Origin of the sequence: Pseudomonas salmasensis, from assembly GCF_014268375.2 — a bacterium.
Classification (GTDB): domain Bacteria; phylum Pseudomonadota; class Gammaproteobacteria; order Pseudomonadales; family Pseudomonadaceae; genus Aquipseudomonas; species Aquipseudomonas salmasensis.
Window position 1 is genome coordinate 3,450,095 of record NZ_CP077083.1, and the last position, 25,322, is coordinate 3,475,416.

Consider the following 25,322-nt stretch of genomic DNA (forward strand, 5'->3'; position numbering starts at 1 on the left):
GCTTTAGAGATCAGATTCCTTTACTACCCGCACCTTCCCCGCCTCCAGCGCATACGCGGCATCCGCCAAGTCGTTATTGACCTTCTCCACCTTCAACGTGCCCGTGACCCACAGCGGCGTGTAGATATCATCCAGCTTCAGCCCCTTGGGATAGCGCACCAACACCAGTTGGTTGGGCGGCGGTGGCGGCACATGGATGCAGGCGCCCGGATACGGGACCAGAAAGAACAACGTGCTGCGGCCTTTTGCATCGGTTTCCAACGGCACCGGATACCCACCAATGCGGATATTCTTACCGTTCATGGCCGCTACGGTCTTGGTGGAATACATCACCGCAGGCAGGCCCTTGCTCTGCTTCAAGCCACCCTTTTCGGTGAAGGTGCCTTGGGCTTCCGGGGAGTTATGGTCGATCTCGGGCATGGCCTCGAGGGCTTTCTGATCCGACAGCGGCATCAGGTCGAGCCAGTCGGTTTCCGGCAGTTCGCCAGCGTGCGCCAGGCCAGAGCCCAGCAGAAGAAGCGTTAACAGAAGACGGCGCATGGAGAGGCTCGGCAAATACAAGTGCCGAGCATTCTAGCCCTCTGCGCCTGCGCAGCGCAGAGGACTTTGTCGGCTGATTACTTCTTTTTGACCAGGCCGTAGATCACCAGCAACACGACGGCACCTACCAGCGCGCCGATGAAGCCCGCGCCCTGGCCAGCCTGGTAGATCCCCAGGGCCTGACCGCCGTAGGTCGCGGCCAGGGAACCGGCGATACCCAGCAGGATGGTCATGATCCAGCCCATGCTGTCGTCGCCAGGCTTGAGGAAGCGCGCCAGGAGGCCGACGATCAAGCCGATAAAGATGGTTCCGATGATACCCATGGCATTTCCCTCTGATTGGTATGAGTCATGCCAAAGCCTAGTCAGGCTTTGGCATCCTGCAATCAGAGAGACGCAGAACCCCAATGGTTCCCGCCAGGGCCAGGCTTATTGTTCGGCGATCAGCGCTTCAACCTTGAGGATCTGCGCCTGCAGCGTCGCGCGGTCCTTGCAACGCAGGTTGGCGTGGCCGACCTTGCGCCCGGCCTTGAAGGCCTTGCCGTAGTGATGCACGTGGCAATCGTCGATCGCCATCACGCGCTCTACCGGCGGCACAGAACCGATGAAGTTGAGCATGGCGCTCTCGCCGATCTTGGCCGTGGAGCCCAACGGCAAGCCCGCCACCGCCCGCAGGTGGTTTTCGAACTGGCTGCACTCGGCGCCTTCGGTGGTCCAGTGCCCGGAGTTGTGCACACGCGGGGCGATTTCATTGGCCTTCAGGCCACCGTCGACTTCAAAGAACTCGAACGCCATCACGCCGACATAATCCAGTTGCTTCAGGACGCGGCTGGAATAATCTTCGGCCAGGGCCTGCAGCGGGTGGTCAGTGCTGGCTACCGACACTTTCAGGATGCCGTTGACGTGGGTGTTGTGCACCAACGGGTAAAAGCGGGTTTCGCCATCACGGGCACGCACGGCGATCAGCGACACTTCGCCGGTGAACGGCACGAAGCCTTCCAGCAGGCAGGCAACGCTGCCCAGCTCGGCAAAGGTACCGACCACATCGTCGGCGGTGCGCAGGACTTTCTGGCCCTTACCGTCGTAACCCAGGGTACGGGTTTTCAACACCGCCGGCAGGCCGATGCTGGCAACCGCAGCGTCCAGGTCGGCCTGGGACTGAATATCGGCGAAGGCCGGGGTCGGAATGCCCAGGTCCTTGAACATGCTCTTTTCGAACCAGCGGTCGCGAGCAATGCGCAGGGCTTCGGCGCTCGGGTACACCGGCACGAACTGCGACAGGAAGGCCACGGTTTCAGCCGGGACGCTTTCGAATTCGAAGGTCACAAGGTCAACTTCGTCGGCCAGTTGACGCAGGTGATCCGGGTCGCTGTAGTCAGCGCGCAGATGTTCACCCAGGGCCGCAGCGCAGGCGTCCGGCGCCGGGTCCAGGAAAGCGAAGTTCATCCCCAGCGGCGTACCCGCCAAAGCCAGCATGCGGCCCAGTTGGCCGCCACCGATTACACCGATCTTCATCTTCAACAACCTCAGGCGATGCGTGGGTCTGGATTGTCCAGCACGCTGTCTGTCTGCTCAGCACGGAATTTTTTCAGCACCGCATGAAACTGCGGGTGCTTGGCGCCCAGGATGCTGGCCGACAGCAAGGCTGCGTTGATCGCGCCGGCCTTGCCGATCGCCAGGGTTGCCACCGGGATGCCGGCCGGCATCTGCACGATGGACAACAGCGAATCCACGCCCGAGAGCATCGACGACTGCACCGGCACGCCAAGCACGGGCAGGTGAGTCTTGGCCGCACACATGCCAGGCAAGTGCGCCGCGCCGCCGGCACCGGCGATGATCACCTCGATGCCACGGGATTCTGCTTCATCGGCATACTGGAACAGCAAATCCGGGGTGCGGTGGGCGGAGACCACCTTCACTTCGTACGGAATGCCGAGTTTTTCCAGCATATCGGCGGTGTGGCTAAGGGTGGACCAATCGGACTTGGAGCCCATGATCACGCCAACCAATGCACTCATCGTCGTGCCTCTTCTCTCTGGGCGCCCGCAGGCGCGTCAAAAAACAACAAGCCACGCAGGAAATCCGGCGTGGCTTGGTGTACGAATTAAGGCCGGTTGGACCGGCCGAAGGCCGCGCAGTATACCGTAATAATCCAGATAAACAGCCCCTGGGATGACCATCTGTCTAGCGGCGCAAAGTGGCGGTTTTATTGACTTAAGAGTCAGCGAAAACACCACGAAATCCTGTGGGAGCTGGCTTGCCCGCGATAGCAGTGGATCAGGGCCAAATAGGTTAGCTGACACACCGCTATCGCAGGCAAGCCAGCTCCCACATGTGTCCTACGCTGGGCTCAAGCGCCTTGCGCTGCCCCACCTTCCAGCTTGCGCCACAACAACCGCACATTCGCCTTGCGCACCAACGCGCAGCGATACAAGCGAATTTCCAGTGGCACATGCCATTGCGGCCCGCCGCACACCACCAGTTCGCCGCGCGCCAGCTCTGCACGTACGCTCAACTGCGGCACCCAGGCGATACCCAAGCCTTCGAGCGCCATGCTCTTGAGGCTGTCGGCCATGGCGGTTTCGTAAATGGTCGTAAAGCGCAGGGCACGCTGGCGCAGCAGCAAGTTCACCGAGCGGCCCAGGAACGCGCCGGCGCTGTAGGCCAACAGCGGCACACTGCCCTCGCCTTCCAGGTCGAACAGCGGCTTGCCATCGGCATCGGCGGCACACACCGGGAGCATTTCGGTGTTACCCAGGTGCAGCGACGGGAAAATCTCGGCGTCCATTTGCATCGCCGCGTCCGGGTCGTAGAACGCCAGCATCAGGTCGCAACCGCCTTCGCGCAGGGCGTGCACGGCGTCGCCGACGTTGGTGGCGACCAGCCGCGTGGCAATGTTCAGCCCTTCGTTGCGCAACTGCGCGATCCAGCGCGGGAAAAAGCCCAGTGCCAGGGAGTGCGCGGCCGCCACTTGCATGACTTCGCCCTGCCCGCCTTCCAGATGATGCAAATGGCGCAGCACTTCGCCCAGCTGTTCGACCACGGTGCGCGCCGTCACCAGAAACAACTGCCCGGCCGCTGTCAGCTCCACCGGCGTGCGTGAACGGTTGACCAGCGTCAGCCCCAGCGCGGCTTCCAGGCTGCGGATACGCCGACTGAACGCCGGCTGGGTGACAAAGCGCCGCTCAGCCGCCTGGGAAAAACTACGCGTCGCTGCCAGGGCGCTGAAGTCTTCCAACCACTTGCTCTCAAGGTTCATCACTGCCTCCCACGGAATGCACCATTTTGGCACACACGCCCGCCAAGATAACCGGGTCACATCCACATTATGCCGTTTGTGCATAGGCCAGTGTTTAACAGCATTGGCCCAAAAAGTTCTACAAGCCTAGCATTCGCAGCGTTCCGGCCAGTTCCGGGTCCATATTGAGATGATTTCCGTCATGTCCTCTGCTGCATCTTTCCGTACCGAAAAAGACCTGCTTGGCGTACTCGAAGTACCGGTTCAAGCGTATTACGGCATCCAGACCCTGCGAGCGGTGAATAACTTCCGTCTCTCGGGCGTTCCGATTTCGCATTACCCGAAATTGGTGGTCGGTCTGGCAATGGTCAAGCAAGCAGCGGCTGACGCCAACCGCGAGTTGGGCCAGCTCAGCGAAGCCAAGCACGCTGCCATCAGCGAAGCCTGTGCTCGTCTGATCCGCGGCGATTTCCACGAAGAGTTCGTGGTGGACATGATTCAAGGCGGCGCTGGCACTTCAACCAACATGAATGCCAACGAAGTCATCGCCAACATCGCGCTGGAGGCCATGGGTCACCAGAAGGGCGAATACCAGTACCTGCACCCCAACAACGACGTGAACATGGCGCAGTCGACCAACGACGCCTACCCGACCGCGATCCGCCTGGGTCTGCTGCTGGGCCATGACGCGCTGCTGGCCAGCCTCGACAGCCTGATCCAGGCGTTCGCCGCCAAAGGCGCCGAGTTCAGCCATGTGCTGAAAATGGGCCGCACCCAGTTGCAAGACGCCGTGCCGATGACCCTCGGCCAGGAATTCCGCGCCTTCGCCACCACCCTGGGTGAAGACCTGGCCCGCCTGAAAACCCTGGCGCCAGAGCTGCTGACCGAAGTGAACCTGGGCGGCACCGCGATCGGTACCGGCATCAACGCCGACCCGCGCTACCAGGCCCTGGCCGTACAACGCCTGGCCACCATCAGCGGCCAGCCGCTGGTACCGGCGGCCGACCTGATCGAAGCCACCTCCGACATGGGCGCCTTCGTACTGTTCTCCGGCATGCTCAAGCGTACCGCCGTGAAGCTGTCGAAGATCTGCAACGACCTGCGCCTGTTGTCCAGCGGCCCACGCACCGGCATCAACGAGATCAACCTGCCGGCTCGCCAGCCAGGCAGCTCGATCATGCCCGGCAAGGTCAACCCGGTGATCCCGGAAGCGGTCAACCAGGTAGCGTTCCAGGTCATCGGTAACGACCTGGCCCTGACCATGGCAGCCGAAGGCGGCCAACTGCAGTTGAACGTGATGGAGCCGCTGATCGCCTTCAAGATCTTCGACTCGATCCGCCTGTTGCAACGCGCCATGGACATGCTGCGCGAGCACTGCATCGTCGGCATCACCGCCAACGAAGCCCGCTGCCGCGAACTGGTGGAACACTCCATCGGCCTAGTCACCGCGCTGAACCCGTACATCGGCTATGAAAATGCCACCCGCATTGCGCGTATCGCGCTTGAAAGCGGGCGCGGCGTGCTGGAACTGGTACGCGAAGAAGGCTTGCTCGACGACGCCATGCTCGACGACATCCTGCGCCCGGAAAACATGATTGCCCCACGCTTGGTCCCGCTGAAGGCCTAAGCGTTTGTTGCACCGCTCACCAGGCTGAGGGACTAGACACCTCTCACCTTTTGAGGGCTTGAAGACTCGTTCTTCAGGCCCTTTTTTTTGCCCGTAATTCCTCTCCTTATATAAAGCGCTGTTAATGCGTTTCACCTATAAAACATCACGCCTGCGGCGTTACTTGAAAAAGCATTGATTCATTGCAAGTTCCCATTGCGTGCACAAACGGTGTGCAGTTTCGTGCCATATAAAAACAATGGTTTCATATATGAAACGCTCAATAAGTAACCTTAATCTCGCAACCAATTAATTTAAAAGGGAATTCAACAAAAATTTGTAGGAATTAACTCACTGGCATTGTTCATGCACTAAACGGCGTATCACCTATAAAACAGACCAGAGTACCTTCCTGATGGCTGTGAAAGAGATGTACGCCGTGACGCCCCAATGGAATACGCCCGCACTTAAGGAAGAGCTGGAGCCGACTGAAATTGAATTCCGTAATGTCGGTAAATGTTTCCCAGCCAAAGGTAAAACAGAAGCGCCCTTTGCCATTCGCGATGTGAACTTCAAGATTCGTCGCGGCGAGGTCGTGTCGATCATCGGTCCGTCCGGCTGTGGCAAGAGCACCATCCTCAATATGGGTTCTGGCCTGTATCGCCCCACTGAAGGTGAAGTCTTCGTGGGCGGCGAGCCGGTGACCGGGCCCGTGCCGCAAGTCGCGTTCATGCTGCAAAAAGATTTGCTGATGCCCTGGCGCAGCATTCGCCGCAACGTCGAACTGGGCCTGGAGATTCAAGGCGTGCCCAGCGCGACCCGGCAGAAGGTGGCTCTGGACCTGCTCGACCGTTGCCACCTCAACGGCTTCGCCGACCACTACCCGTTCCAGCTCTCTGGCGGCATGCGCCAACGCGCCGCCCTGGCACGCACCCTGGCCATCGACCCCCAGGTGTTGTTCCTCGATGAGCCGTTTTCCGCCCTCGACGCCCAGACCAAGATGATCCTGCAGCAGGACATGGCGCGGATGCTGTTCGATGAAAAGAAGACTGCGCTGTTCATCACCCACGACCTGATCGAGGGCATCGCCATGTCCGACCGGTTGCTGGTCATGAGCGCCCGCCCCGGCACCATCATCGAAGAAATCAGCATCGACCTGCCGTTTCGCGATAACCCGCTGGAGCGCCGCAAGCTACCGGAGATCGGCCCGCTGGTCGGTCGCCTGATGGAGCTGCTGCACGTCGGCGCCGACACCGAACTGCACTGATTACCGCGCTTGCGGCCCTCAACCGATTCAGGAGTTTCCATGCTCAAGTCTCTGTTCCAACGTTTTTGCGCGCTCAGCCTTGGCCTCGGCCTGACCTGCGCGGCCCAGGCGCAGCCAACCGACGTCACCTACCTGCTGCCGGCCCCGCCCAACTTGCCAGCCTTTGCACCGTGGATCATCGCCAAGGAAAAAGGCTATTACGCGGCCCAGGACCTGAACCTCACGTTCATTGCAGCCAAAGGTGGCGTGGACGTGGCCAAGCAGATCGGCGCCGGCAATGCCCTGCTCGGCGGTGCCATCGGCGACACGCCGATCATGGTGCGCGGCAACGGTATCCCGGTGCGCGCCGTGGCGGTGCTGGGCGCGGGCGGCGTGACCATGATCGCCACCCATTCCAAGGACAACATCAATAACGTCAGCGACCTCAAGGGCAAGACCATGACGGTGATGTCGTATTCGGACACCACCTACTACGCGCTGCTTGCCTCGTTGCGCAAGGCCGGCCTTGGCAAGAACGACGTGGACATCCAGGCCGCGGGGCCTGCCGGGGTCTGGCAGTTGTTTACAGCCAACAAGGCCCAGGCCATGGCCGGTGTGCCGGATTGGATGGTCACCGCCGAAGAAGCCGGCGCGCAGATCAAGCTGATTCCCCAGGAGCAGATTTTCGAAAGCATGGCCCAGGCCATCCTCGCCTCGGATGACGCCATCAAAAACCACCCCCAGGTGGTACGCGGCGTGGTCCAGGCCACCCTCAAAGGCATGCACGACATTATCCAGGACCCGCGCGCCGCCGCCGTCACCTTTGCCAAGGCGGTCCCGACCTACGCCGGCAAGGAAGACTCGCTGGAGAAGATCTTCAAGCTCTATGTCGAGCACGTCTACGCCAACCAGCGCGTGCTGGGGCACATCGACCCCGAGCGTCTGGACAAGGTGCGTCAGTTCTACGTAAGCGAAGGCATCGTCCCCCGGGAAACCCCGCTGGGTGAGCTGTTCACCAACCAATTCGTCGACAGCCCGGTCGCCGCGCAATAACGCACCGGACAACAAGGTACGCATACGATGAAAAACCTGAACCCCTCCGTGCTCGGTAGCGTGGCGCTGCTGATCCTGTTCCTGGCGCTCTGGCAATGGGGCCCCGGGCTGCTCGGCATGCCCGAGTTCGTCATGCCCAAACTCAGCCGCGTGGCCCAGGAAAGCCTGGTGATGTGGCACAGCGGCGGCCTGCTGCAACACACCCTGATCACCGCCATGGAGATCGTCGTCGGCTTCGCCCTGGGCGCCTTGCTGGGCGTAATGATTGGGGTGTCCCTGGGCCTGTCGCCCGCGGCTGAAGCGATGCTGTCGCCCTACATCCTGGCGCTGCAGATTGCGCCGAAGGTCGCCTTTGCGCCGCTGTTCGTGATGTGGCTGGGCTACACCATCTACCCGAAAATTCTGATCGCGATCCTGATCGTGTTTTTCCCAGTGATGATCAACGTGCTCTCGGCGATCCGCACGGTCGACCCGGACATGATCAACCTGGTGCGCACCATGAACGCCAGCCGCTGGCAGATCTTCCGCCTGGTGGAATTCCCCTCCGCCATGGCCGCGCTGTTTTCCGGCCTGCGCATCGCCTCCACCCTGGCGGTGATCGGCGTCACCGTCGGCGAGCTGGTCGGCGGCAACCAGGGCCTGGGCTTCCTGTTGGTGGACGCCGAGGGCCAAGGCAACACGGCCGGTGTATTCGTCGCCATCGTCATGCTCACCCTGATTGGGGTGGTCGCCTACGGCGCCGTGGTGTGGGCAGAAAAACGCGTCCTGCACTACATGCCCAAAGCCATGTTGAGCACGCAATGATGAACAACCAGAACCGTTTGCTCGAAGGTCGCCGCGTACTGGTAACCGGCGGTGCCCGTGGCCTGGGTTACGGGTTCGCCCAAGCCATCGGCCAGGCCGGTGCGCGCGTGGTGATTGCCGATGTGCTGCAAGACCGTGTGCAACAGGCGGCGTGTGAATTGCAGGCCCTGGGCCTGGACGTGCAGGCTGTCACTGTCGACCTGGCCCAGCCTGAGTCGATCCAGGCATGCATCACCGCGACACTCGATGTGCTGGGCGGCCTCGATGGCCTGGTGAACAACGCCTCCATCACCAACTCCGGTGGCAAAGGCTGCGAAGACCTGAGCATCGACACCTGGGACCAGGTGATGCAGGTCAACGTGCGCGGCACCTGGCTGATGACCACCGCCTGCCTGCCGGCGCTGCGAGCCAGCGGCCACGGCGCCATCGTCAACCTGGCCTCCGACACGCCCCTGTGGGGCGCGCCGAACCTGTTGGCCTACGTTGCCAGCAAGGGCGCAATCATCGCCATGACCCGCAGCCTGGCCCGCGAACTGGGCGCCGACAACATCACCGTCAACGCCATCGCCCCTGGCCTGGTGCTGGTGGAAGCCACCGCCTACGTGCCCGAGGCACGCCACCGTTTGTACAACGACCAGCGGGCCATCCAACGCCCGCAATTGCCCGAAGACGTCAGCGGCGCCGTGCTGTTCGCGCTGTCCGACCTTGCCCGCTTCATCACTGGACAAACCCTGCCGGTCAACGGCGGGTTCGTCATGCCTTGATCTGGAGACTGTCATGACTGATCTATCTGCCCAAAACGACACCCCGAAAAGCTGGGATCGCCCGGCCGGCGCCAGCCTGGAAAGCTGGATGAACACCCGTATCGCCCGTTACGAAACGCGCAAGTACGACTGGGATGCGCTGAAGTTCCAGGCCGACTACGACCCCAAGTTCCGCCGCGCCCAGATGCGCTACATCGGCACCGGTGGCACCGGCATCAGCACCGACATGAACACCATCCCGTCGGAGCATTTCACCTTCTCCACCATGGTGATCCCGGCTGGCCACGAAGGCCCGCCGCACTTGCACATCGACGTCGAAGAAGTGTTCTTCGTGCTGCGCGGCAAGCTCAAGGTGGTGCTGGAAAAAGACGGCGAGCGCTTCGAGACCATCCTCACCGACCGAGACGTGATTTCCGTGCCACCGGGCGTATACCGCGAAGAGATCAACGTCGGCGACGAAGACGCGTTGATGTGCGTGATGCTCGGCGCGAAAAAACCCATCACGCCGACCTACCCGCCAGAGCACCCTCTGGCCTCGATCAAGCGCGGATAAGCCCATGCTGCCAGGACTCTCTCAAGCCGCGCCGCCGGCGGACCTGCAAGCCCAGCTGGAGCGCGATTTCCCCCAACGCCTGGTGGCCTCGGCCGGTGGGCAACAGGCATTGCGTGAATGTGGCGCGGGGCCGGTGGTGGTGCTGCTGCACGGTATCGGCTCCGGGGCGGCGTCCTGGCTGCAAGTGGCGCGGCAACTGGCGCCCCAGGCCCGGGTCATCGCCTGGGACGCTCCCGGCTACGGCGATTCCAGCCCGCTGGAGTCGGATGCGCCCAAGGCAGAACAGTACGCAGCCCGTCTGGCGCAGATGTTGGATGCGCTGGGTGTCGAGGAATGTGTGCTGGTCGGCCACTCCCTCGGCGCCCTCACCGCCCTGGCGTTCGCCCGCAGTTCACAGGCCCATCGCGTCAACCGGCTGGTGCTGATCAGCCCGGCGCGCGGCTACGGCGCACCAGCCCTTGGCCAACAGCGCCAACAGGTGCGTCAGCAACGCCTGGACAACCTGCAACGCCTGGGCATCGCCGGCCTGGCTGAACAACGCAGCGCTCACATGCTGTCGCCCCGTGCCACGCTCCAAGCCCTGGCCTGGGTGCGTTGGAACATGGCGCGCCTGAACCCCGTTGGTTATCGCCAGGCCATTGAATTGCTGTGCGGCGATGACCTGCTGCGCCATGGCCAACCGGCCATGCCCTGCGAGGTGCATTGCGGTGAAGCCGACAGCATCACCCCCGCCGAGGCCTGCCTGAGCGTGGCCAAGGCGCTGGGCGCCAGCTTCAACCTGATTGCCGACGCCGGCCACGCCAGCCCCATCGAGCAACCCCAAGTGGTAGCCGGGCGCCTGGCCTGCGCCATTCATCAATCCCTGACTGGTAGAACCCTATGAACGATTCCGATCTGCTCAAAGACGCTCAGGACAAATACATCGTTCCAGGCCTGGAGCGCGGCCTGCTCCTGCTCTGTGAGTTCAGCCGGCGCAACCGCACCCTGACCGCGCCCGAGCTGGCGCGTCGGTTGGCACTGCCCCGCTCGACCATTTTCCGCCTGCTGACCACCCTGGAGACCATGGGCTTCGTCACCCGCAGCGGCAATGAATACCGCCTCGGCATGTCCGTGCTTCGCCTGGGCTTCGAGTACCTGGCGTCGCTGGAGCTGACCGAACTGGGCCAGCCGTTGCTGGCGCGCTTGTGCGACCGGGTCAACTACCCGAGCAACCTGGTGGTGCGTGACGGTCGCTCGATTGTCTACGTGGCCAAGGTTTCGCCGCCTTCGGTGTTCTCCAACGCGGTCAACGTCGGCACCCGCCTGCCCGCCCATGCCACCGTGCTGGGGCGCATCCTGCTCGAAGACCTGTCGCTGGCCGAGTTGCGTGAGCTGTACCCCGAAGAGCACCTGGAACAACACTCGCCTTGCACGCCGAAAACCGTGATGGCGCTGTTCGACCTGGTCCAGGCCGACCGCCAGCGCGGGTTTGTCAGCGGCGAAGGTTTTTTCGAATCGGCGATTTCTACCGTGGCCGCGCCCGTGCGTGACCAGAGCGGCGGCATCGTCGCAGCCCTGGGCGTGACCATCCCCACGGCGCAAATCGGCCACGTCAACTTTGAGGAACTCTTGAATCAGGTCCGGCGCAGCGCCGACGAGCTGTCACGCCTGCTCAACTACAACGGCGGCGCCCATAACGGGCAGCCCCGCGTCACCGCCTTGATGAGAGACTGACATGAGCCTTTACCAATTGCAGGGCCGCGTCGCCATTGTCACCGGCGGTTCTTCGGGCATCGGCCTGGCCTGTGTCGAACTGCTGCTGGAAGCCGGTGCGGCGGTGGCGTTCTGCGGTCGTGATCAAGAGCGCCTGCGCCGTGCTGAAGCCGGTTTGCGCGAGCGCTTCCCAAAAGCCCGCCTGCTGGCCCAAGCCTGCGATGTACTCGATGCCGAGTCGGTCAACGCGTTTGCCGCCGCCAGCCTGGCTGCGCTGGGGGCTGCCAACGTGCTGATCAACAACGCCGGGCAAGGCCGGGTCTCGACCTTTGCCGACACCACCGACAGCGCCTGGACCGAAGAGCTGAACCTGAAATTTTTCTCGGTGATCAACCCGGTCCGCGCCTTCAAGCCTCAGCTGGAAAGCCAGCCTGACGCCGCCATCGTCTGCGTCAATTCGCTGCTGGCCAGCCAGCCCGAACCGCACATGGTCGCCACCTCCGCCGCACGTGCTGGGCTCAAGAACCTGGTGCGCTCAATGGCCACTGAATTCGCCCCCCAGGGCATCCGCGTCAACGGCATCCTGATTGGCCTGGTGGAGTCCGGGCAATGGCGCCGGCGTTTCGAAGCGCGCGAAGAACGCGACCTCGGCTGGGCGCAATGGACCGCACGGCTGGCACAACAAAAACACATTCCCTTGGGGCGCCTGGGCCTGCCGATTGAAGCGGCCCGCGCGATCCTGTTTCTGGCCTCGCCTCTGTCGGCTTACACCACAGGCAGCCATATCGATGTATCCGGAGGCCTGTCCCGCCATGCGTAATGAAAACAACACTGTCACCGTGGGCGCTGCCATCACCGCCTTCCTTGAACAATGCGACGTCAAGGCTGTGTTCGGCGTGATCTCGATCCACAACATGCCGATCCTCGATGCCTTTGCGGTGCGCGGCAATATCCGTTTCGTCATGGCCCGGGGCGAAGCCGGTGCCGCCAACATGGCCGACGCCTATGCCCGCACCACCGGTGGTCTGGGTGTGTGCCTGACTTCCACCGGCACCGCCGCCGGCAATGCCGCCGGCGCGATGGTCGAAGCCCAAACTGCAGGCACCCCGCTGCTGCACATCACCGGGCAGATCGAAACGCCGTACCTGGACCAGGAACTGGCTTATATCCACGAAGCCCGCGACCAGTTGAACATGCTCAAGGCCGTGTCCAAGGCTGCCTTTCGCGTACGCAGTGTCGAGACCGCCCTGAGCACCATGAAGCTCGCGGTGCAGACCGCTCTCACCGCACCCACCGGGCCGGTGAGCGTCGAAATCCCTATCGATATCCAGTCCACCTTTATCCCGATGCCCACCGACCTGTCGCCCCTGCCGATCCCGGTGGCCGTGCCCGCGCCGGAAGCCCTGGACCTTATGGCCGACCGCCTGGCCAGCGCCAAGCGGCCGATGCTCTGGCTCGGCGGCGGCGCCCGGCATGCCGGCGCACAGGTTAAACGCCTGCTGGCGATGGGCGTGGGCGTGATCACCTCCACGCAAGGGCGTGGCGTGGTCAATGAAGACGACGAGCGTTGCCTGGGGGCGTTCTCGCAGAACAAGCGCGTCGAACAGTTCCTGCAAACCTGCGATGCGTTGCTGATCGCCGGCTCGCGCCTGCGCAGTAACGAAACCTTCAAGTACGCACTGAAACTGCCGTCAAACCTCTTGCGCATCGACGCCAACCCGGCGATCGAAGGCCGCAGTTACGCCAGCGAACTGTTTGTCTGCGGCGACGCGGCGCTGGCGCTCGAAGGCCTGGCTGATCGCCTGGAAGGTCGCTTGCACACCGACCCGAGCTTTCTCGCGGAACTCAAAGCCGTGCGCGAACAATCACGTAGCCAACTGATGGCCGACCTCGGGCCGTACTCGGCCATGGTCGAGCAATTGCAGGCCGTGACCGGGCGCAACTTCTCCTGGGTGCGCGATGTGACCCTGTCCAACAGCATCTGGGGCAACCGCCTGCTGACCCTGTATCACCCACGCGCAGGCGTCCATGCGCTGGGCGGCGGGATTGGCCAGGGGCTGGCCATGGGCATCGGCGCAGCCGTCGCCGCAGCGGAAACGGCGCCCGAGCGCAAAGTGTTCGCCATCGCAGGTGACGGCGGCTTCATCCTCAACCTGGGTGAGCTGGCGACTCTGGTGCAGGAGCGCGCCAACCTGGTGATCCTGCTGATGAACGACCAGCGCTACGGCGTGATCCGCAATATCCAGGACGCGGTCTACGGCAGCCGCCATTGCTACGTCGACCTGCACACACCGGACTACACCAAGCTCGCCGACTCCCTGGGCCTGCGCCATGGCCTGGTCACTGATCTCAAGGACTTCGGCAAGGTGGTGGACAGCGCCCTGAGCCAGCCGGGCCCGTTCCTGCTGGAAGTGGACATGCTCAGCGTCGGCAACTTCGCCACCCAGTTTGCCGGCCCGCCCAACAGCGAAACCAAAGCCCAGAAGGCCACCGCCTGAGGATCGCACCATGCTGCATATCACCATGATCGGCTGCGGCGCCATTGGCGTCGGTGTGCTGGAGCTGCTGGAGAACGACCCACAGCTGTGCGTGGATTACGTCATCGCCTCCGAGGGCTCCGAAGCCTTGGTGCGCCAGCGCCTGGCCAGTTTCAAACAGCCGCCGCAGGTGCTGACCGCCTTGCCCGCCGATGCCCGCCCGGATTTGCTGGTGGAGTGCGCCGGGCATCGCGCCATTGAAGAACATGTGCTGCCGGCGCTGGAGCGTGGCATTGCCTGCCTGATTGTGTCGGTGGGCGCGTTGTCCGAAGTCGGCCTGGTGGAGCGCCTGGAGGCGGCCGCCGAGCGCGGCAAGACCCGCATCGAGTTACTGCCCGGTGCCATCGGCGGCATCGATGCGCTGTCGGCGGCCAAGGTCGGCGGGTTGGACGCGGTCAATTACACCGGCCGCAAGCCGGCTCGCGCCTGGAAGAACACCCCCGGCGAGCAGGCCTGTGACCTGGACACCATCGAGCAAGCCACGGTGATCTTTCAGGGCAGCGCCCGCGAAGCGGCGCGCCTGTACCCCAAGAACGCCAACGTCGCGGCCACCCTGTCGCTGGCCGGGCTGGGCCTGGACCGCACCCATGTGACGTTGATCGCCGACCCCCACAGCGATGAAAACGTCCACCACTTCGAAGCCCGGGGCGCCTTTGGCCGTTTCGAGTTGAGCCTGCGCGGCAAGCCCTTGCTGGCCAACCCGAAAACCTCGGCGCTGACCGTGTACAGCGTGGTCCGTGCCTTGGGCAACCATGCCCACGCAATTTCCATTTAGGAGCCGTCGATGAACACCGAACAGACGTTACCCATCTGCATCGCCGGCCAGTGGCGCCCAGGCCGTGGCGAGCGCTACGCCAGCCGCTACCCGGCCACTGGCGAAGCCGTGGCCTGGCTGAATGCCGCCGACCTGCAGGATGTAGAAGAGGCCATCCAGGGCGCGCACCAGGCGTTCCTGCACAGCGGCTGGGCCCAGCGCAAACCCCATGAGCGCGCCGGTGTGTTGTACCGCATCGCCGAGCTGATCCGCCTGCACAGCGAAGAGCTGGCGCAACTGCAACGCCAGGACAACGGCAAGCCAATCAACGAAACCCGCGCCCTGGTGGCCAGTGCGGCGGGCACCTTCCAGTTTTTCGCCGCAGCCTGCGAAACCCTGGAAGAAACCATCACGCCGTCACGCGGTGATTTCGTCAGCATGAGCGTGTATGAACCGATGGGCGTGGTGGCCGCGATCACCCCTTGGAACTCGCCGATTGCCAGCGAGGCGCAGAAGGTTGCGCCGGCACTGGCAGCCGGCAATGCGGTGGTGATCAAACCGGCGGAAATCACCCCGCTGCTGGCCCTGCGCCTGGCGCGTCTGTGTGAAGAAGCCGGCCTGCCCAAGGGATTGATCAGTGTGCTGCCAGGCAAGGGTTCGTTGCTGGGGGATGCGCTGACCCGCCACCCTCTGGTCAAGCGCGTGTCGTTTACCGGTGGTACGCGCACGGGCAAACACATCGCCCATATTGCCGCCGACAAGATGATGCCGGTGTCCCTGGAGCTGGGCGGCAAGTCACCGACCATCGTCCTCGAGGACGCCGACCTTGAGCACGCGGTGGCCGGGGTGCTGTACGGCATCTTCAGTTCGTCGGGCGAAGCCTGCATCGCCGGCTCACGGTTGTTCATCGCCCGTGCTTTGTACGAGCCCTTCATGCAGCGCCTGGTCGCCGCTGCCGCGAACCTGCGGGTGGGTGACCCGGCCGACGAACGCACACAGATGGGGCCGTTGATCAGCGCCAGCCACCGTGAATCCGTGGAGCGTTACGTCGCCCTCGGACTGGCCGAAGGCGGGCGCCTGCGCCTGGGTGGGCAGCGCCCCAGCGGTGGACTGTATGACCAGGGTTACTTTTACCCGCCAACCATCCTGGAAGGCCTGAGCAACCACCAGCAAGTGTGCCAGGAAGAAATCTTCGGCCCGGTGCTGGTGGCCATGCCGTTCGACGACGAGGCGCAACTGCTGGAGCAGGCCAACGACAGCGTCTACGCCCTCGCCGCTGGCATCTGGACCCGTGACTACAAGCGCGCCTGGGCCCTGGGCCGGCGTTTGCAGGCCGGCACGGTGTGGATCAACACCTATAAGCAGTTCTCGATTTCCACGCCGTTCGGCGGCTGGCGCGACAGCGGCCTGGGCCGCGAAAAAGGTCGCCTGGGCATCCTGCAATACATGGAACAGAAGAGCCTCTACTGGGGCATGAACGAACAGCCACTGGCCTGGGCCGGTGTGCCACGAGAGGTAGCGCAATGAGCGTGTTAGGGATTGATGAAGTCACCTATGGTGTCGAGGACCTGGACACCTGCGTACGTTTTTTCAGCGACTGGGGCCTGACCCAAGTCAGCGCGCAACCGGATGAAGTGGTATTCGAGACCCTCAACGGCTGCCGCGTAGTGCTTGCCGACCTTCACAAGCCGGGCCTGCCACCGGCCATCGAAGCCGGCTCCACGGTGCGCGAAGTGGTCTGGGGCGTGGCCAGCACTGCCGACCTGGCGCTGTACAGCCAACGCATCGCCAATGACCCGGGGTTTATCGAACGCGACGGGCGCATCGGCTGCACCGACCCCAACGGGTTGGCGATCCGCCTGCAAGTCACGCGCAAGCGTGAACTGGAGATTGAATGCAGCGGCCACAACACCTGGCAGACCAAGGGCCGGATCAACAAGGCCGCGCCGATCTATGAACGCGCCACGCCGATTGAAGTCGGCCACGTGGTGTTTTTCGTCAAGGACGTGAACGCCTGCGAAGCCTTCTACCACGAGCGTTTCGGCTTCCAGGCCTCGGACCGTTACCCGGACCGCGGGGCCTTCTTGCGCACCGCCGAAGAAGGTGGCCATCACGACCTGTTCATGCTGCAACTGCCGGCGCCACGGGCCGGGCTGAACCACGTGGCGTTTACCGTGCGCGATGTTCATGAGGTGTTTGGCGGCGGCATGCACATCTCCCGCAGCGGCTGGCCGACCGAAATCGGGCCGGGCCGCCATCCGGTGTCTTCGGCGTTTTTCTGGTACTTCAAGAACCCGGCGGGCGCGCTGGTGGAGTACTACGCCGATGAAGACCAACTGACCGGCGAATGGCAGCCACGCACCTTTGAGCCCGGCCCCACAGTGTTCGCTGAATGGGCCATTGCTGGCGGTATCGACGGCAACACCCGGCGCCAGCAACACGTCGAGGCGCCGCAAGGCAAGTTCCTCACCGACAAACCCAAACCTTGAGCAGGAGTCGCCCATGCCTTCCCTGAATATTGCTATCGCCGGTGCCGGTATCGGCGGTCTGGCCGCCGCCATCGCCCTGCATCGCGCCGGTCACCAGGTCACCGTGTTCGAACAGTCCAAGGCCTTTTTGCGCGTCGGTGCCGATATCAACCTCACCCCCAACGCAGTCCGTGCGCTGGATGGCCTGGGCATTGGCCCCGCCGTGCGTATCCCGGCCGCCCGGCCTACCCACCGCATCAGCCGCATGTGGGACACCGGCGAGGAGACTTCGCGCCTGGAGATGTCCGACGCCGCCGAACAGAAATACGGCGCGCCGCAATTGACCATCCACCGCGCCGACCTGCTCGCGGCCCTGGCCGAGGTGTTCCCACTGGGCAACGTGCAGTTCGCCAAACGCGCCGAACGGGTAGAGCAGGCTGACGACGGCATTACCTTGCACTTCAAGGATGGTAGCCAGCACCGCTGTGACGTGTTGATCGGCGCCGACGGTATCCACTCGGTGGTGCGCAACGCGCTGTTTGGCGAAGAACACCCGCGCTTTACCGGTGTGGTGGCGTATCGCGCGGTGGTGCCGGCCGAGCAGGTGGCGCATGTGCCGAACATCCAGGCGTTCACCAAATGGTGGGGGCCGAACCCGCAAAGCCAGATCGTCACCTTCCCGCTGAACCAGGGCAAAGACATCTTCATCTTCGCCACCACCGCCCAGGACAGCTGGCACGAAGAGTCGTGGACCAGCGCCGGCGATGCCGATGAGCTGCGCAGCCACTACCAGGCGTTCCACCCGGACGCCCGCGCCCTGCTCGATGCCTGCACCGATGTGCTCAAGACCGCGCTGTATGAGCGCGACCCGCTGCCGTTCTGGTCCAAGGGCGCGATCACCCTGCTGGGCGATGCCTGCCACCCGATGATGCCGTTCATGGCCCAGGGCGCCGGCCAGGCCATCGAAGATGCGGTGGTGCTCGCCCGCTACCTGCAAGACGTCGACAGCCAGGCCTCGGTGGCCAGCGCATTGCAGGCTTACCAGCAAGCGCGCCTGGAACGCACCAGCCAGATCCAGATCGGCTCGCGGGGCAACCAGTGGCTCAAGGACGGCGGTAACGCCGATTGGGTCTACGGCTACGACGCCTGGGGCGTCTCGACAACTCACGCAGCCTGAAGACGGAGGTCAACACCATGAGTACTCACGAACCCTACCTGCAACCCCATCAGGCGCGTAAACGGCCCAACACCCAGTTCGAAGAGTTGCTGGGCGACTCCATCGAGCGCGCGTTCGGCAGTGGCGTGACCGAGCTTGCGGCCCTGCTCGCGCACTTGAACCTGGCCGGCCCGCCGTGCCCGCTGACCAGCGGCGAGTGGACCGAAGATGCCTACAAAACCCTGATGGCCCGGCTGGGCGAATGACCCGGCAGAAGGAAAAAAAATGAACATGCAACTGACCGTCGACCCTGTTGAACAGTATCTGGCCAATGGCCTCAAAGACCTCTGGTTCCCGGTATTGCCGTCGGACCTTTTGGGTGAGAAGCCGCTGTCGATACGACGCCTGGGTTACAAGATCGCCCTGTGGCGCGACAACGATGGCAGCGTTCACGCGCTGGAAGACCATTGCCCTCATCGCGGCGCCCCGCTGTCCCAAGGGCCGGTGCTGGGCGATCGCTTGCAGTGCCCGTACCACGGCGTTGAAGTGCGCTGCGACGGCACCGTCACCAAAGTACCCGGCAGCCCCGGCTGCAAGCTCGAAGGCAGCCGGCCCACGCGTATGTTCCACACCCGCGAAGCCGCAGGCGCGATCTTCTTGTTCAACGCCACCGACCCGCACCTGGACGTTGCGCCGCAGCTGGTGCTGCCCGAACAATTGACCTCGCCCGAATGGAGCAGCTTCGTCTGCTACACCGAGTGGAAAGGCGACTATCGCTACGTGATCGACAACGTCATGGACCCGATGCACGGCACCTACCTGCACAAGATGTCGCACTCGATGAGCGAAGGCGAAGCCACCGCCAAGTTCGTCACCCGCGACACCGACACTGGCTTTTTCTTCGAGAAGGAAGGCCAGCGCGGGGTGAACTTCGACTGGACCGAGTTCGTGGACAACGGCTGCCACTGGTTGCGCCTGGAAATCCCCTATCCGAAAACCGGCGGTCCCGGCGGCAACTTCACCATCATCGGCAGCTACACACCCAGCAGCCGTTCGCTGGCCGCCGCGTTCCACTGGCGCTGCCGCCCGCTGACCGGCTGGCAGCGTGACACCTGGCGCTTCTTGTACAAGAACCGTCTGGAAGCGCGGCATTGGGCGGTGCTGGAACAAGACCGGGTGCTGCTGGAGTTCATGGAGCCGGATGCCAACCAACGTGAAAACCTCTACCAGCACGACCTGGGCGTAGTGCGGCTGCGGCGCTACCTGAAGAACGCCGCCAAGGCCCAACTCGAACTGATCGACGCGAAGCAATTGCCATGAACAAAGCCGCGCTCCTCAACGCCCGCGTCCACACCCTGCGCTATGAAGCCGAAGGCATCATCAGCGTCGAACTGCGGCCTTTGGGCGATACCGTATTCGCGCCGTTCGACGCCGGCTCGCACATCGACCTGCACCTGGCCAACGGCCTGGTGCGCAGTTATTCGCTGCTCAACTCGCCCAGCGACCGTGGGCGTTATGTGGTCGGTATCCTGCGTGACCGCAACAGCCGTGGCGGGTCGGAGTATGTGCACAGCCAGTTGCGGGTCGGCATGCCGTTGTCGATCTCGCCGCCTCGCAACAACTTCGAACTGGACCTGAGCGCCAGCCACAGTGTGCTGGTGGCCGGTGGCATCGGGATCACGCCGATCTACTGCATGTTCCGCCAGTTGCTGGCGCTGGGAAAATCCGCCGAGTTGATCTACTGCGCCCGCTCACGCCAGGAGGCCGCGCTGGTGGAAGCCCTGGGCGGGCTCGATGCGCGGGTGACCTACCACTTCAACGACGAAAAAGGCGTGCCGCCCGATCTTGCCGCCTACCTCGCCGGCCAACCTGCCGATACCCATCTGTACTGCTGCGGCCCGACGCCGATGCTCGACGCTTTCGAAAGTACCTGTGAGCGCCTGGGTTATCCCCATGCCCACATCGAGCGCTTTGCCGCCGCCGAACTGCCGCCCAGCGAAGACGCCCAGAGCAGCTATAGCGTTGAACTGAAAAGGTCCGGCAAAACCCTGGCGGTGGAACCTGGCTTGAGTTTGCTGGATGTGCTGCTGGAGGCGGGCTGCGACATTGATCACAGCTGCCGCGAAGGCGTGTGTGGCTCCTGCGAAACGCGGGTGGTGGAAGGCGAAATCGACCACCGCGATGGGGTGCTGACCAAAGCCGAGCGGGCGGCGAACAAATCGATGATGGTGTGCGTTTCTGGCTGCAAGAGCCGACGGTTGGTGCTCGACCTCTAACCCCCCCTTGTAGGAGCGAGCTTGCTCGCGAAGAACTTTCAGGCACCGCGTTATTCCAGGGTGTACGCAGTATTGTTAACGTTTTTCGCGAGCAAGCTCGCTCCTACAGGATCACCCGCAAAGTGCCCGTTTCATTGGCAGCGTGCAATAAATACGCACCTATCACGGGCAACGTTGTTACCGCACTTTCGGGTTGTTTCATGGGTTATACAAATAGCTTTGTTTCCCATATAAACAATTGTTTTTAATGATGTTTTTATAAAACACAAACTAACAATCCGCCTGGCACACTTCCTGCTCTACTCCTGTGCATTCACTGATTAAACGGCGTTTCGCCGATAAAACAATAATAACCAACACTTAAACCCGGTAAGACCCGCTCCCTCCTTAGTTGCCTTTAAAGGCAAGCGGACGAGTGTTGCCGATCACCCGGTAGAGAGGTCTCTATGAAGCGCGTCTTGTGTGCAGGTTTGATGTTTGCCAGTTTCAGCAGTTTCGCCGCAGAACCCATTCCTTCCGAGCCGGTGCGGGCCAACGCCGCCAACAAACCTTTCCCGCATATCTCCTGGCGCAGCGATAGCGGCGACAGCAGCCTGGACATCGGCGGGGCGCTGCGCACCAACTATCGCGACGAGCATTGGGACACTACCGAGAATAACGGCCGGTTTCTGTTCGATACGTTCCGTCTGGATGTGCAGGCCACCTACAAGAGCCTCTACAGCGATGTCGGCTACTGGTTCCAGGATGACGGCAAGCGTTCCATTGACCGCGGGTTTGTGGGCTACCGCCTCAATGCCAACGCCAACCTGCAACTGGGGGCACCGTTCAAACCCTTCGGCCTGGAGCCTTATCCGCAATTTGGCTGGAGCTACCACCTGCCGTTCTTCATGGGCTACGCGGTGAGTGCCGGCACCGGCCTCAAATACAGCTACAAAGACCAGGACTGGGACGTGCAACTCGGCTATTTCCCACGCATGCTGCCCAGCGACCTGCGTTACTCACCGGAAGTGGGGCGTTACGCCGACTTGAATGACAACGCGATTGCCTTCACCCAGTCGCGCCAGGACAACGAGAAGCGCAACCAATTCAACGCCCGCGTGGCGCGCACCTTCAATAACGATGGCTGGAAGACCGAAGTCGGCACCTCGCTCGCCACCGCCCAACTGTACAACGCCACCACCAAAGACAATGGCGACTACTGGGCCGCCGGCGTGCACGCCATCATCAGCAAGGGCCTGTGGACCGTCACCACCCAAGCCATCCGCTACGAATACGACCCCAAAAACCCGAGCGGCGTGAGCAACGACTCGGTGCTGATGGGCGGCAACGGCCTCACGCCTGCGTACCTGATCGCCTCCAAGGCCAGCCTGGCCTCGCTCAACGTCGGCTACGACATCCACACGCCCCGGCTGGGGCAACTGAAGAAGATCAAGCTGTACAGCGATTACAGCCGAATGATGAAAGACAAAAGCGCCTGGGACGACTCGCAGATGTTCACCGTGGGCGCGCAGTTCCTGGCGATGCCAGTGATGGCCTGGGTCGATCTCACGTGGGCGCGTAACGCCAATCCCTATGGTGGTGCGGAGAATGGCAGCGGTTTTACCAGCACCAATTCGGTGGGGAGCAACGACTGGTATTACCGCACCAACGTCAACATCGGCTACTACTTCTGACCTGGTCCTTCTGTGGGAGCGGGCTTGCTCGCGAAGGCGGTGGGTCAGTCAATGCATGCAGTGGTTGATATGGCGCATTCGCGAGCAAGCCCGCTCCCACAGGGGGCGGCCTCATTATCAATCACCCACTACTTCAGTTTCAGCAATACGCCCACGATAATAATCCAGCTAAAACCAACGATTTTCATCGCTGCATCAATGAACAAAAGACGTTTCAGGTAGGCGGAAAGTTTTCAAGATCAACAGGGTTTACATCTCCAGTTCGGATATACGCTTTTGACCATGTGACCATTCCTGCGATTTTCGCTATTTCCAAAAGAGACCAAATCACGCCCCGTCTCCCCAAACTTGGCCCCCATAGATAAATGTAGCGGCTATTCTTCAGGGCTTCCTTCATGGCTTCCAAGTGACGGTGGCTCAGGTAAAGAGTGTATGCAGTGCTCACAACCCCAAGAATAATTGGCCCCCCAGTCACAAATATCGCAACCCAAGGTGACCAAGTGTCGATACTGGTCATGGTTGAGAAACCTCATAAATTTTATCTCCCAAATACTCGCCCCCTCCACCCTGACAGATGAAATGACCTACGCTCATTTTCTTGCCTCTTACCCATGGTTTTTTGCCCTGATTTCCTGCTCATCTCGATAAGAAAACTGACGCGTGGCGCGTTCTAATCGAGGTAAACGAGTCAGGAAAAGTCAGTGGCAAGCCAAACTTTGGAGAGGGATTTACTTAGGGTAAAGTCAGACGATTCCGTGTTCTTAGTCGTATAAATCTGCGATTTCAATGACGACAGCAGGCACCTGATGTCACCCACCAGCGGCCAATTTTTTTTGGGCGCATGGTTACTCAAGGCTGGAGTCGGCTGGTACCTCGTCAATCAAAGGCGAGCGCCATCGGTGGCCAGGGAGCTTGCTCTCGCTGGGGCCTCAGGGGAGACAACGCCTAGTGGGGATGAGCATTGCTACAGCCCCCCCCCTGGGCTGTGACTTTATCCCGTTGAACACTGGCTGGCTGTTGAGCGTTAGGGGGCTGTCAGTTTGAAACAGTTGGCTGTTGACCTATCTGAGCTTTATCAGCACCGCAGCCATTACCGCCCAAGTCACACCAGTGAACGACATTGTCGTTAGGATAATCAGACGGCGTTTTAGCTGAGGCGGGAAGTTTTTCAGATCGACAGGATCCAGTTCTCCGTTAATGATCGCGGCCTTGGGCCACACTATCATTCCGGCGATCTTTGCCATCTCGTAGAGGGACCAAATCAAGCCACGCTTCCCTAGGCTCGGCCCCCAAAGGTAAATGTAACGGCTGTTTTTCAGGGCCTCTTTTATAGCCTCCAGATGGTGGTGGGTCATGTACAAGCTGTATGAAAGGCCGACGATGGCCAGCAGAGTTGGACCTCCAACAAAAATCAGCGCAACCCACGTTGGCCAGGTATCGATACTGGTCATGGCTGAGTAACCTCGTAAATTAACTCGCCCATGTATTCGCCCCCCAATCCACCGACTGTCGTACCGGCCCATGTACTACCCCCTACTACAGCTGCTACACAGACAACGCCCCCAATACCTCCGGTGGCTACGCCAATCGCCAAGCAGATCGAACCGCTGGCAGACGCAGCCGCCGCCCCACTGAAAGCGCCAATGAACGTTGAACTGATGAATTTTCCTCCCTCAGTAAACTTGACCTTCCTGCAAGCCGCTCCAGAATCAGCCTTACACACCTGATCAATAGCCAGCAACGAAGACACTCCGCCAAGACCAATACCGATGTAACCACCTGCCTTCATATACTTGGTAGCCCGACTCGTCGCCTCCACATGAGCCGCATACCCCGGAATCTGCCCCGGCCCACCCGCCTTGTCCCAGTGATGCACCAAGCTGCGGCTGGATATACCCAGGGCCGTTTTCAACTTGGGGTGATCGCCCAAGGTGGTCTGCCCGCGCAGGCGGGTGGAGTTGAGCAGATGAGCATCCAACTGGTTCATCAACCGTTGGCGATCAGCAAAGAACTGCGGTGATCTAAGGTGCCCGTGCTGCCGATAGCTGTCCTGATGCAGGCGTTCCATGGCCTGCAGCGTGTCTCGCAGGTTGCTCAGGTGCTTTTCCATCACCACCGCACTGACGCCGAGCCAGGTTGAGGTATGGCCGATGAAACCGGCGATCTCTGCACCGTGGCGATACAGAAAGTCAGCCTCGTCCGGCGTCAGCTCATCCAGTGATGCGCTGACGTGTTGTGCAGCCTGCATCAGCTGAGCTTCTTCATACGAGCAGGAGGTGTTTTTCGGATCGCTGAGCACGATCATCGAACCAGCTTTGACGTGGCCTGTGTTGGGATTCAGCGATTGAAACTTGCGCATTACAGCCGCGTCGAGCGTCGGAAAAAGTGTGGCTTCCAGCGCCTCGCGGCTCATGCTTTTGGGCACGATGTAAAAACCTGGTTCTTCGCCTATTAGCGCTTTAAATGCGGCAAATGCGGATTGGGGCGACTCACTTGGCGAGGTGGAGGTGCGTTGAGAGGACGCTGCCCAGTGGGTTACTGGCTGGACCGGCTCAGCGGCCAGTCTGTTGGCGCTTACGACCGAGCCACCTCTGCCGTGGTACTCGCCGAACAACGCCAAAGGAATCAGCTCGGCTTTACAGGGACAGCCGCTGTAACTATCCACCGTACCGGCAACAAGCCGGCCATTGCTCTCCATGAAGGAAATGCCGCCGATGATCTTGTACGTTTGCCCATCCTTGCCGCAGGTAACTGGGTCACCTTCGCAGGCACGAAGACGGCCATTCATGTGGGTTGTTTGATCTACGCCCAGCACTTCGCCGCCGCAACTGGTTTTGTCACCTTGACAGATGAAATGACCCACGCTCATTTTTTCGCCTCTTATCCATGTTTTTTAGCCGTGCTTTCCTGCTCGTCTCGATAAGAAAACTGACGCGTGGCGCCTTTAAATCGAGGTAACCGAG

The 25,322-nt window shown here is 61.8% G+C and carries 26 protein-coding genes; 18 read left to right on the forward strand and 8 right to left on the reverse strand.

From position 1 onward, the window contains the following. Positions 1-3 precede the first annotated feature (3 nt). From HU731_RS15560 to HU731_RS15580, 5 genes are all read right to left on the reverse strand, one after another. On the reverse strand, positions 4-540 hold the full coding sequence (locus HU731_RS15560) for a DUF3299 domain-containing protein (protein WP_003195640.1): 537 nt from the start codon (positions 538-540) through the stop codon (positions 4-6). A gap of 77 nt (positions 541-617) precedes the next feature. Further along, positions 618-863: a GlsB/YeaQ/YmgE family stress response membrane protein gene (locus tag HU731_RS15565; protein ID WP_186607094.1), complete on the reverse strand. Its 246-nt coding sequence runs from the start codon at positions 861-863 to the stop codon at positions 618-620. Between the two features lie 105 nt (positions 864-968). Further along, entirely contained in the window at positions 969-2,054 is a 1,086-nt protein-coding gene (locus HU731_RS15570; protein ID WP_186607095.1) for a 5-(carboxyamino)imidazole ribonucleotide synthase, read from the reverse strand. An 11-nt stretch (positions 2,055-2,065) separates the two neighbouring features. Then, on the reverse strand, positions 2,066-2,557 hold the full coding sequence (gene purE, locus HU731_RS15575) for a 5-(carboxyamino)imidazole ribonucleotide mutase (protein ID WP_003195648.1): 492 nt from the start codon (positions 2,555-2,557) through the stop codon (positions 2,066-2,068). Between the two features lie 332 nt (positions 2,558-2,889). Continuing rightward, the gene (locus HU731_RS15580) at positions 2,890-3,798 is read right to left on the reverse strand and encodes a LysR substrate-binding domain-containing protein (protein WP_124379989.1); all 909 of its coding nucleotides are present in this window, start codon (positions 3,796-3,798) and stop codon (positions 2,890-2,892) included. 181 nt (positions 3,799-3,979) lie between these two features. Here HU731_RS15580 and aspA point away from each other — a divergent pair, with 181 nt between their 5' ends. The 18 genes from aspA to HU731_RS15670 all read left to right on the forward strand — a co-directional run bounded on the left by aspA (position 3,980) and on the right by HU731_RS15670 (position 22,359). Continuing rightward, positions 3,980-5,404, forward strand: coding sequence for an aspartate ammonia-lyase (gene aspA / locus HU731_RS15585; RefSeq protein WP_186607096.1), 1,425 nt, complete (start codon positions 3,980-3,982; stop codon positions 5,402-5,404). A 409-nt stretch (positions 5,405-5,813) separates the two neighbouring features. Beyond that, the gene (locus HU731_RS15590; protein ID WP_050499539.1) at positions 5,814-6,650 is read left to right on the forward strand and encodes an ABC transporter ATP-binding protein; all 837 of its coding nucleotides are present in this window, start codon (positions 5,814-5,816) and stop codon (positions 6,648-6,650) included. Positions 6,651-6,689: 39 nt separating this feature from the next. Continuing rightward, positions 6,690-7,682: an ABC transporter substrate-binding protein gene (locus HU731_RS15595; RefSeq protein ID WP_186607097.1), complete on the forward strand. Its 993-nt coding sequence runs from the start codon at positions 6,690-6,692 to the stop codon at positions 7,680-7,682. A 27-nt stretch (positions 7,683-7,709) separates the two neighbouring features. After that, positions 7,710-8,486, forward strand: a complete 777-nt coding sequence (locus HU731_RS15600; RefSeq protein ID WP_034134082.1) for an ABC transporter permease — start codon at positions 7,710-7,712, stop codon at positions 8,484-8,486. After that, positions 8,483-9,250, forward strand: a complete 768-nt coding sequence (locus HU731_RS15605; protein ID WP_186607098.1) for an SDR family oxidoreductase — start codon at positions 8,483-8,485, stop codon at positions 9,248-9,250. The genes HU731_RS15600 and HU731_RS15605 overlap by 4 nt, the downstream gene beginning before the upstream one ends. A gap of 13 nt (positions 9,251-9,263) precedes the next feature. Further along, positions 9,264-9,803, forward strand: a complete 540-nt coding sequence (locus HU731_RS15610; RefSeq protein ID WP_186607099.1) for a cupin domain-containing protein — start codon at positions 9,264-9,266, stop codon at positions 9,801-9,803. 4 nt (positions 9,804-9,807) lie between these two features. Next, positions 9,808-10,686, forward strand: a complete 879-nt coding sequence (locus HU731_RS15615) for an alpha/beta fold hydrolase (protein WP_186607100.1) — start codon at positions 9,808-9,810, stop codon at positions 10,684-10,686. Beyond that, positions 10,683-11,516, forward strand: a complete 834-nt coding sequence (locus HU731_RS15620) for an IclR family transcriptional regulator (protein WP_003195671.1) — start codon at positions 10,683-10,685, stop codon at positions 11,514-11,516. Before HU731_RS15615 ends, HU731_RS15620 begins: the two co-directional genes overlap by 4 nt. A gap of 1 nt (position 11,517) precedes the next feature. After that, a complete protein-coding gene (locus HU731_RS15625; RefSeq protein WP_032894477.1) occupies positions 11,518-12,315 on the forward strand; it encodes an SDR family oxidoreductase in 798 nt (265 codons plus the stop codon). Further along, positions 12,308-13,993, forward strand: a complete 1,686-nt coding sequence (locus HU731_RS15630; RefSeq protein ID WP_186607101.1) for a thiamine pyrophosphate-binding protein — start codon at positions 12,308-12,310, stop codon at positions 13,991-13,993. Before HU731_RS15625 ends, HU731_RS15630 begins: the two co-directional genes overlap by 8 nt. A 10-nt stretch (positions 13,994-14,003) precedes the next feature. Further along, positions 14,004-14,807 (forward strand): aspartate dehydrogenase, encoded by an 804-nt coding sequence (locus HU731_RS15635; protein ID WP_034134086.1) that lies wholly within the window; start codon positions 14,004-14,006, stop codon positions 14,805-14,807. Positions 14,808-14,816: 9 nt separating this feature from the next. Next, positions 14,817-16,313, forward strand: a complete 1,497-nt coding sequence (locus HU731_RS15640; protein ID WP_186607102.1) for an aldehyde dehydrogenase — start codon at positions 14,817-14,819, stop codon at positions 16,311-16,313. After that, complete coding sequence (locus tag HU731_RS15645) at positions 16,310-17,275, forward strand: VOC family protein (RefSeq protein ID WP_186607103.1); 966 nt, start codon at positions 16,310-16,312, stop codon at positions 17,273-17,275. Before HU731_RS15640 ends, HU731_RS15645 begins: the two co-directional genes overlap by 4 nt. Positions 17,276-17,288: 13 nt before the next feature. Continuing rightward, entirely contained in the window at positions 17,289-18,431 is a 1,143-nt protein-coding gene (locus tag HU731_RS15650; RefSeq protein ID WP_186607104.1) for an FAD-dependent monooxygenase, read from the forward strand. 17 nt (positions 18,432-18,448) lie between these two features. Then, entirely contained in the window at positions 18,449-18,676 is a 228-nt protein-coding gene (locus tag HU731_RS15655; protein ID WP_032894471.1) for a recombinase-like helix-turn-helix domain-containing protein, read from the forward strand. Positions 18,677-18,695: 19 nt separating this feature from the next. After that, positions 18,696-19,730 (forward strand): Rieske 2Fe-2S domain-containing protein, encoded by a 1,035-nt coding sequence (locus HU731_RS15660; protein WP_186607105.1) that lies wholly within the window; start codon positions 18,696-18,698, stop codon positions 19,728-19,730. Then, complete coding sequence (locus HU731_RS15665; RefSeq protein WP_186607106.1) at positions 19,727-20,686, forward strand: PDR/VanB family oxidoreductase; 960 nt, start codon at positions 19,727-19,729, stop codon at positions 20,684-20,686. The genes HU731_RS15660 and HU731_RS15665 overlap by 4 nt, the downstream gene beginning before the upstream one ends. A 446-nt stretch (positions 20,687-21,132) precedes the next feature. Continuing rightward, positions 21,133-22,359, forward strand: coding sequence for a hypothetical protein (locus HU731_RS15670; RefSeq protein WP_186607107.1), 1,227 nt, complete (start codon positions 21,133-21,135; stop codon positions 22,357-22,359). A 214-nt stretch (positions 22,360-22,573) separates the two neighbouring features. Here the strand turns inward: HU731_RS15670 and HU731_RS15675 are convergent, their stop codons facing one another. The 3 genes from HU731_RS15675 to HU731_RS15685 all read right to left on the reverse strand — a co-directional run bounded on the left by HU731_RS15675 (position 22,574) and on the right by HU731_RS15685 (position 25,228). After that, positions 22,574-22,876 (reverse strand): hypothetical protein, encoded by a 303-nt coding sequence (locus HU731_RS15675; protein ID WP_225931472.1) that lies wholly within the window; start codon positions 22,874-22,876, stop codon positions 22,574-22,576. A 544-nt stretch (positions 22,877-23,420) separates the two neighbouring features. Beyond that, a complete protein-coding gene (locus HU731_RS15680) occupies positions 23,421-23,810 on the reverse strand; it encodes a hypothetical protein (protein ID WP_186607108.1) in 390 nt (129 codons plus the stop codon). Further along, positions 23,807-25,228 carry a PAAR domain-containing protein gene (locus HU731_RS15685; protein ID WP_217894818.1) on the reverse strand — a complete coding sequence of 474 codons (1,422 nt, stop codon included), beginning with the start codon at positions 25,226-25,228 and terminating at the stop codon, positions 23,807-23,809. Before HU731_RS15685 ends, HU731_RS15680 begins: the two co-directional genes overlap by 4 nt. Between the last annotated feature and the right edge of the window lie 94 nt (positions 25,229-25,322).

What these genes read in the sequence shown, in the direction of transcription:
- HU731_RS15605 (WP_186607098.1), top strand. Translation starts at nt 8,483, where the DNA reads ATGATGAACAACCAGAACCGTTTGCTCGAAGGTCGCCGCGTACTGGTA.
- HU731_RS15560 (WP_003195640.1), bottom strand. Translation starts at nt 540, where the DNA reads ATGCGCCGTCTTCTGTTAACGCTTCTTCTGCTGGGCTCTGGCCTGGCG.
- HU731_RS15615 (WP_186607100.1), top strand. Translation starts at nt 9,808, where the DNA reads ATGCTGCCAGGACTCTCTCAAGCCGCGCCGCCGGCGGACCTGCAAGCC.
- HU731_RS15595 (WP_186607097.1), top strand. Translation starts at nt 6,690, where the DNA reads ATGCTCAAGTCTCTGTTCCAACGTTTTTGCGCGCTCAGCCTTGGCCTC.
- aspA (WP_186607096.1), top strand. Translation starts at nt 3,980, where the DNA reads ATGTCCTCTGCTGCATCTTTCCGTACCGAAAAAGACCTGCTTGGCGTA.
- HU731_RS15650 (WP_186607104.1), top strand. Translation starts at nt 17,289, where the DNA reads ATGCCTTCCCTGAATATTGCTATCGCCGGTGCCGGTATCGGCGGTCTG.
- HU731_RS15665 (WP_186607106.1), top strand. Translation starts at nt 19,727, where the DNA reads ATGAACAAAGCCGCGCTCCTCAACGCCCGCGTCCACACCCTGCGCTAT.
- HU731_RS15565 (WP_186607094.1), bottom strand. Translation starts at nt 863, where the DNA reads ATGGGTATCATCGGAACCATCTTTATCGGCTTGATCGTCGGCCTCCTG.
- HU731_RS15590 (WP_050499539.1), top strand. Translation starts at nt 5,814, where the DNA reads ATGTACGCCGTGACGCCCCAATGGAATACGCCCGCACTTAAGGAAGAG.
- HU731_RS15640 (WP_186607102.1), top strand. Translation starts at nt 14,817, where the DNA reads ATGAACACCGAACAGACGTTACCCATCTGCATCGCCGGCCAGTGGCGC.
- HU731_RS15660 (WP_186607105.1), top strand. Translation starts at nt 18,696, where the DNA reads ATGAACATGCAACTGACCGTCGACCCTGTTGAACAGTATCTGGCCAAT.
- HU731_RS15670 (WP_186607107.1), top strand. Translation starts at nt 21,133, where the DNA reads ATGAAGCGCGTCTTGTGTGCAGGTTTGATGTTTGCCAGTTTCAGCAGT.
- HU731_RS15685 (WP_217894818.1), bottom strand. Translation starts at nt 25,228, where the DNA reads ATGAGCGTGGGTCATTTCATCTGTCAAGGTGACAAAACCAGTTGCGGC.
- HU731_RS15610 (WP_186607099.1), top strand. Translation starts at nt 9,264, where the DNA reads ATGACTGATCTATCTGCCCAAAACGACACCCCGAAAAGCTGGGATCGC.
- HU731_RS15630 (WP_186607101.1), top strand. Translation starts at nt 12,308, where the DNA reads ATGCGTAATGAAAACAACACTGTCACCGTGGGCGCTGCCATCACCGCC.
- HU731_RS15620 (WP_003195671.1), top strand. Translation starts at nt 10,683, where the DNA reads ATGAACGATTCCGATCTGCTCAAAGACGCTCAGGACAAATACATCGTT.
- HU731_RS15600 (WP_034134082.1), top strand. Translation starts at nt 7,710, where the DNA reads ATGAAAAACCTGAACCCCTCCGTGCTCGGTAGCGTGGCGCTGCTGATC.
- HU731_RS15570 (WP_186607095.1), bottom strand. Translation starts at nt 2,054, where the DNA reads ATGAAGATCGGTGTAATCGGTGGCGGCCAACTGGGCCGCATGCTGGCT.
- HU731_RS15635 (WP_034134086.1), top strand. Translation starts at nt 14,004, where the DNA reads ATGCTGCATATCACCATGATCGGCTGCGGCGCCATTGGCGTCGGTGTG.
- HU731_RS15680 (WP_186607108.1), bottom strand. Translation starts at nt 23,810, where the DNA reads ATGACCAGTATCGATACCTGGCCAACGTGGGTTGCGCTGATTTTTGTT.
- HU731_RS15655 (WP_032894471.1), top strand. Translation starts at nt 18,449, where the DNA reads ATGAGTACTCACGAACCCTACCTGCAACCCCATCAGGCGCGTAAACGG.
- HU731_RS15625 (WP_032894477.1), top strand. Translation starts at nt 11,518, where the DNA reads ATGAGCCTTTACCAATTGCAGGGCCGCGTCGCCATTGTCACCGGCGGT.
- HU731_RS15675 (WP_225931472.1), bottom strand. Translation starts at nt 22,876, where the DNA reads ATGACCAGTATCGACACTTGGTCACCTTGGGTTGCGATATTTGTGACT.
- purE (WP_003195648.1), bottom strand. Translation starts at nt 2,557, where the DNA reads ATGAGTGCATTGGTTGGCGTGATCATGGGCTCCAAGTCCGATTGGTCC.
- HU731_RS15580 (WP_124379989.1), bottom strand. Translation starts at nt 3,798, where the DNA reads ATGAACCTTGAGAGCAAGTGGTTGGAAGACTTCAGCGCCCTGGCAGCG.
- HU731_RS15645 (WP_186607103.1), top strand. Translation starts at nt 16,310, where the DNA reads ATGAGCGTGTTAGGGATTGATGAAGTCACCTATGGTGTCGAGGACCTG.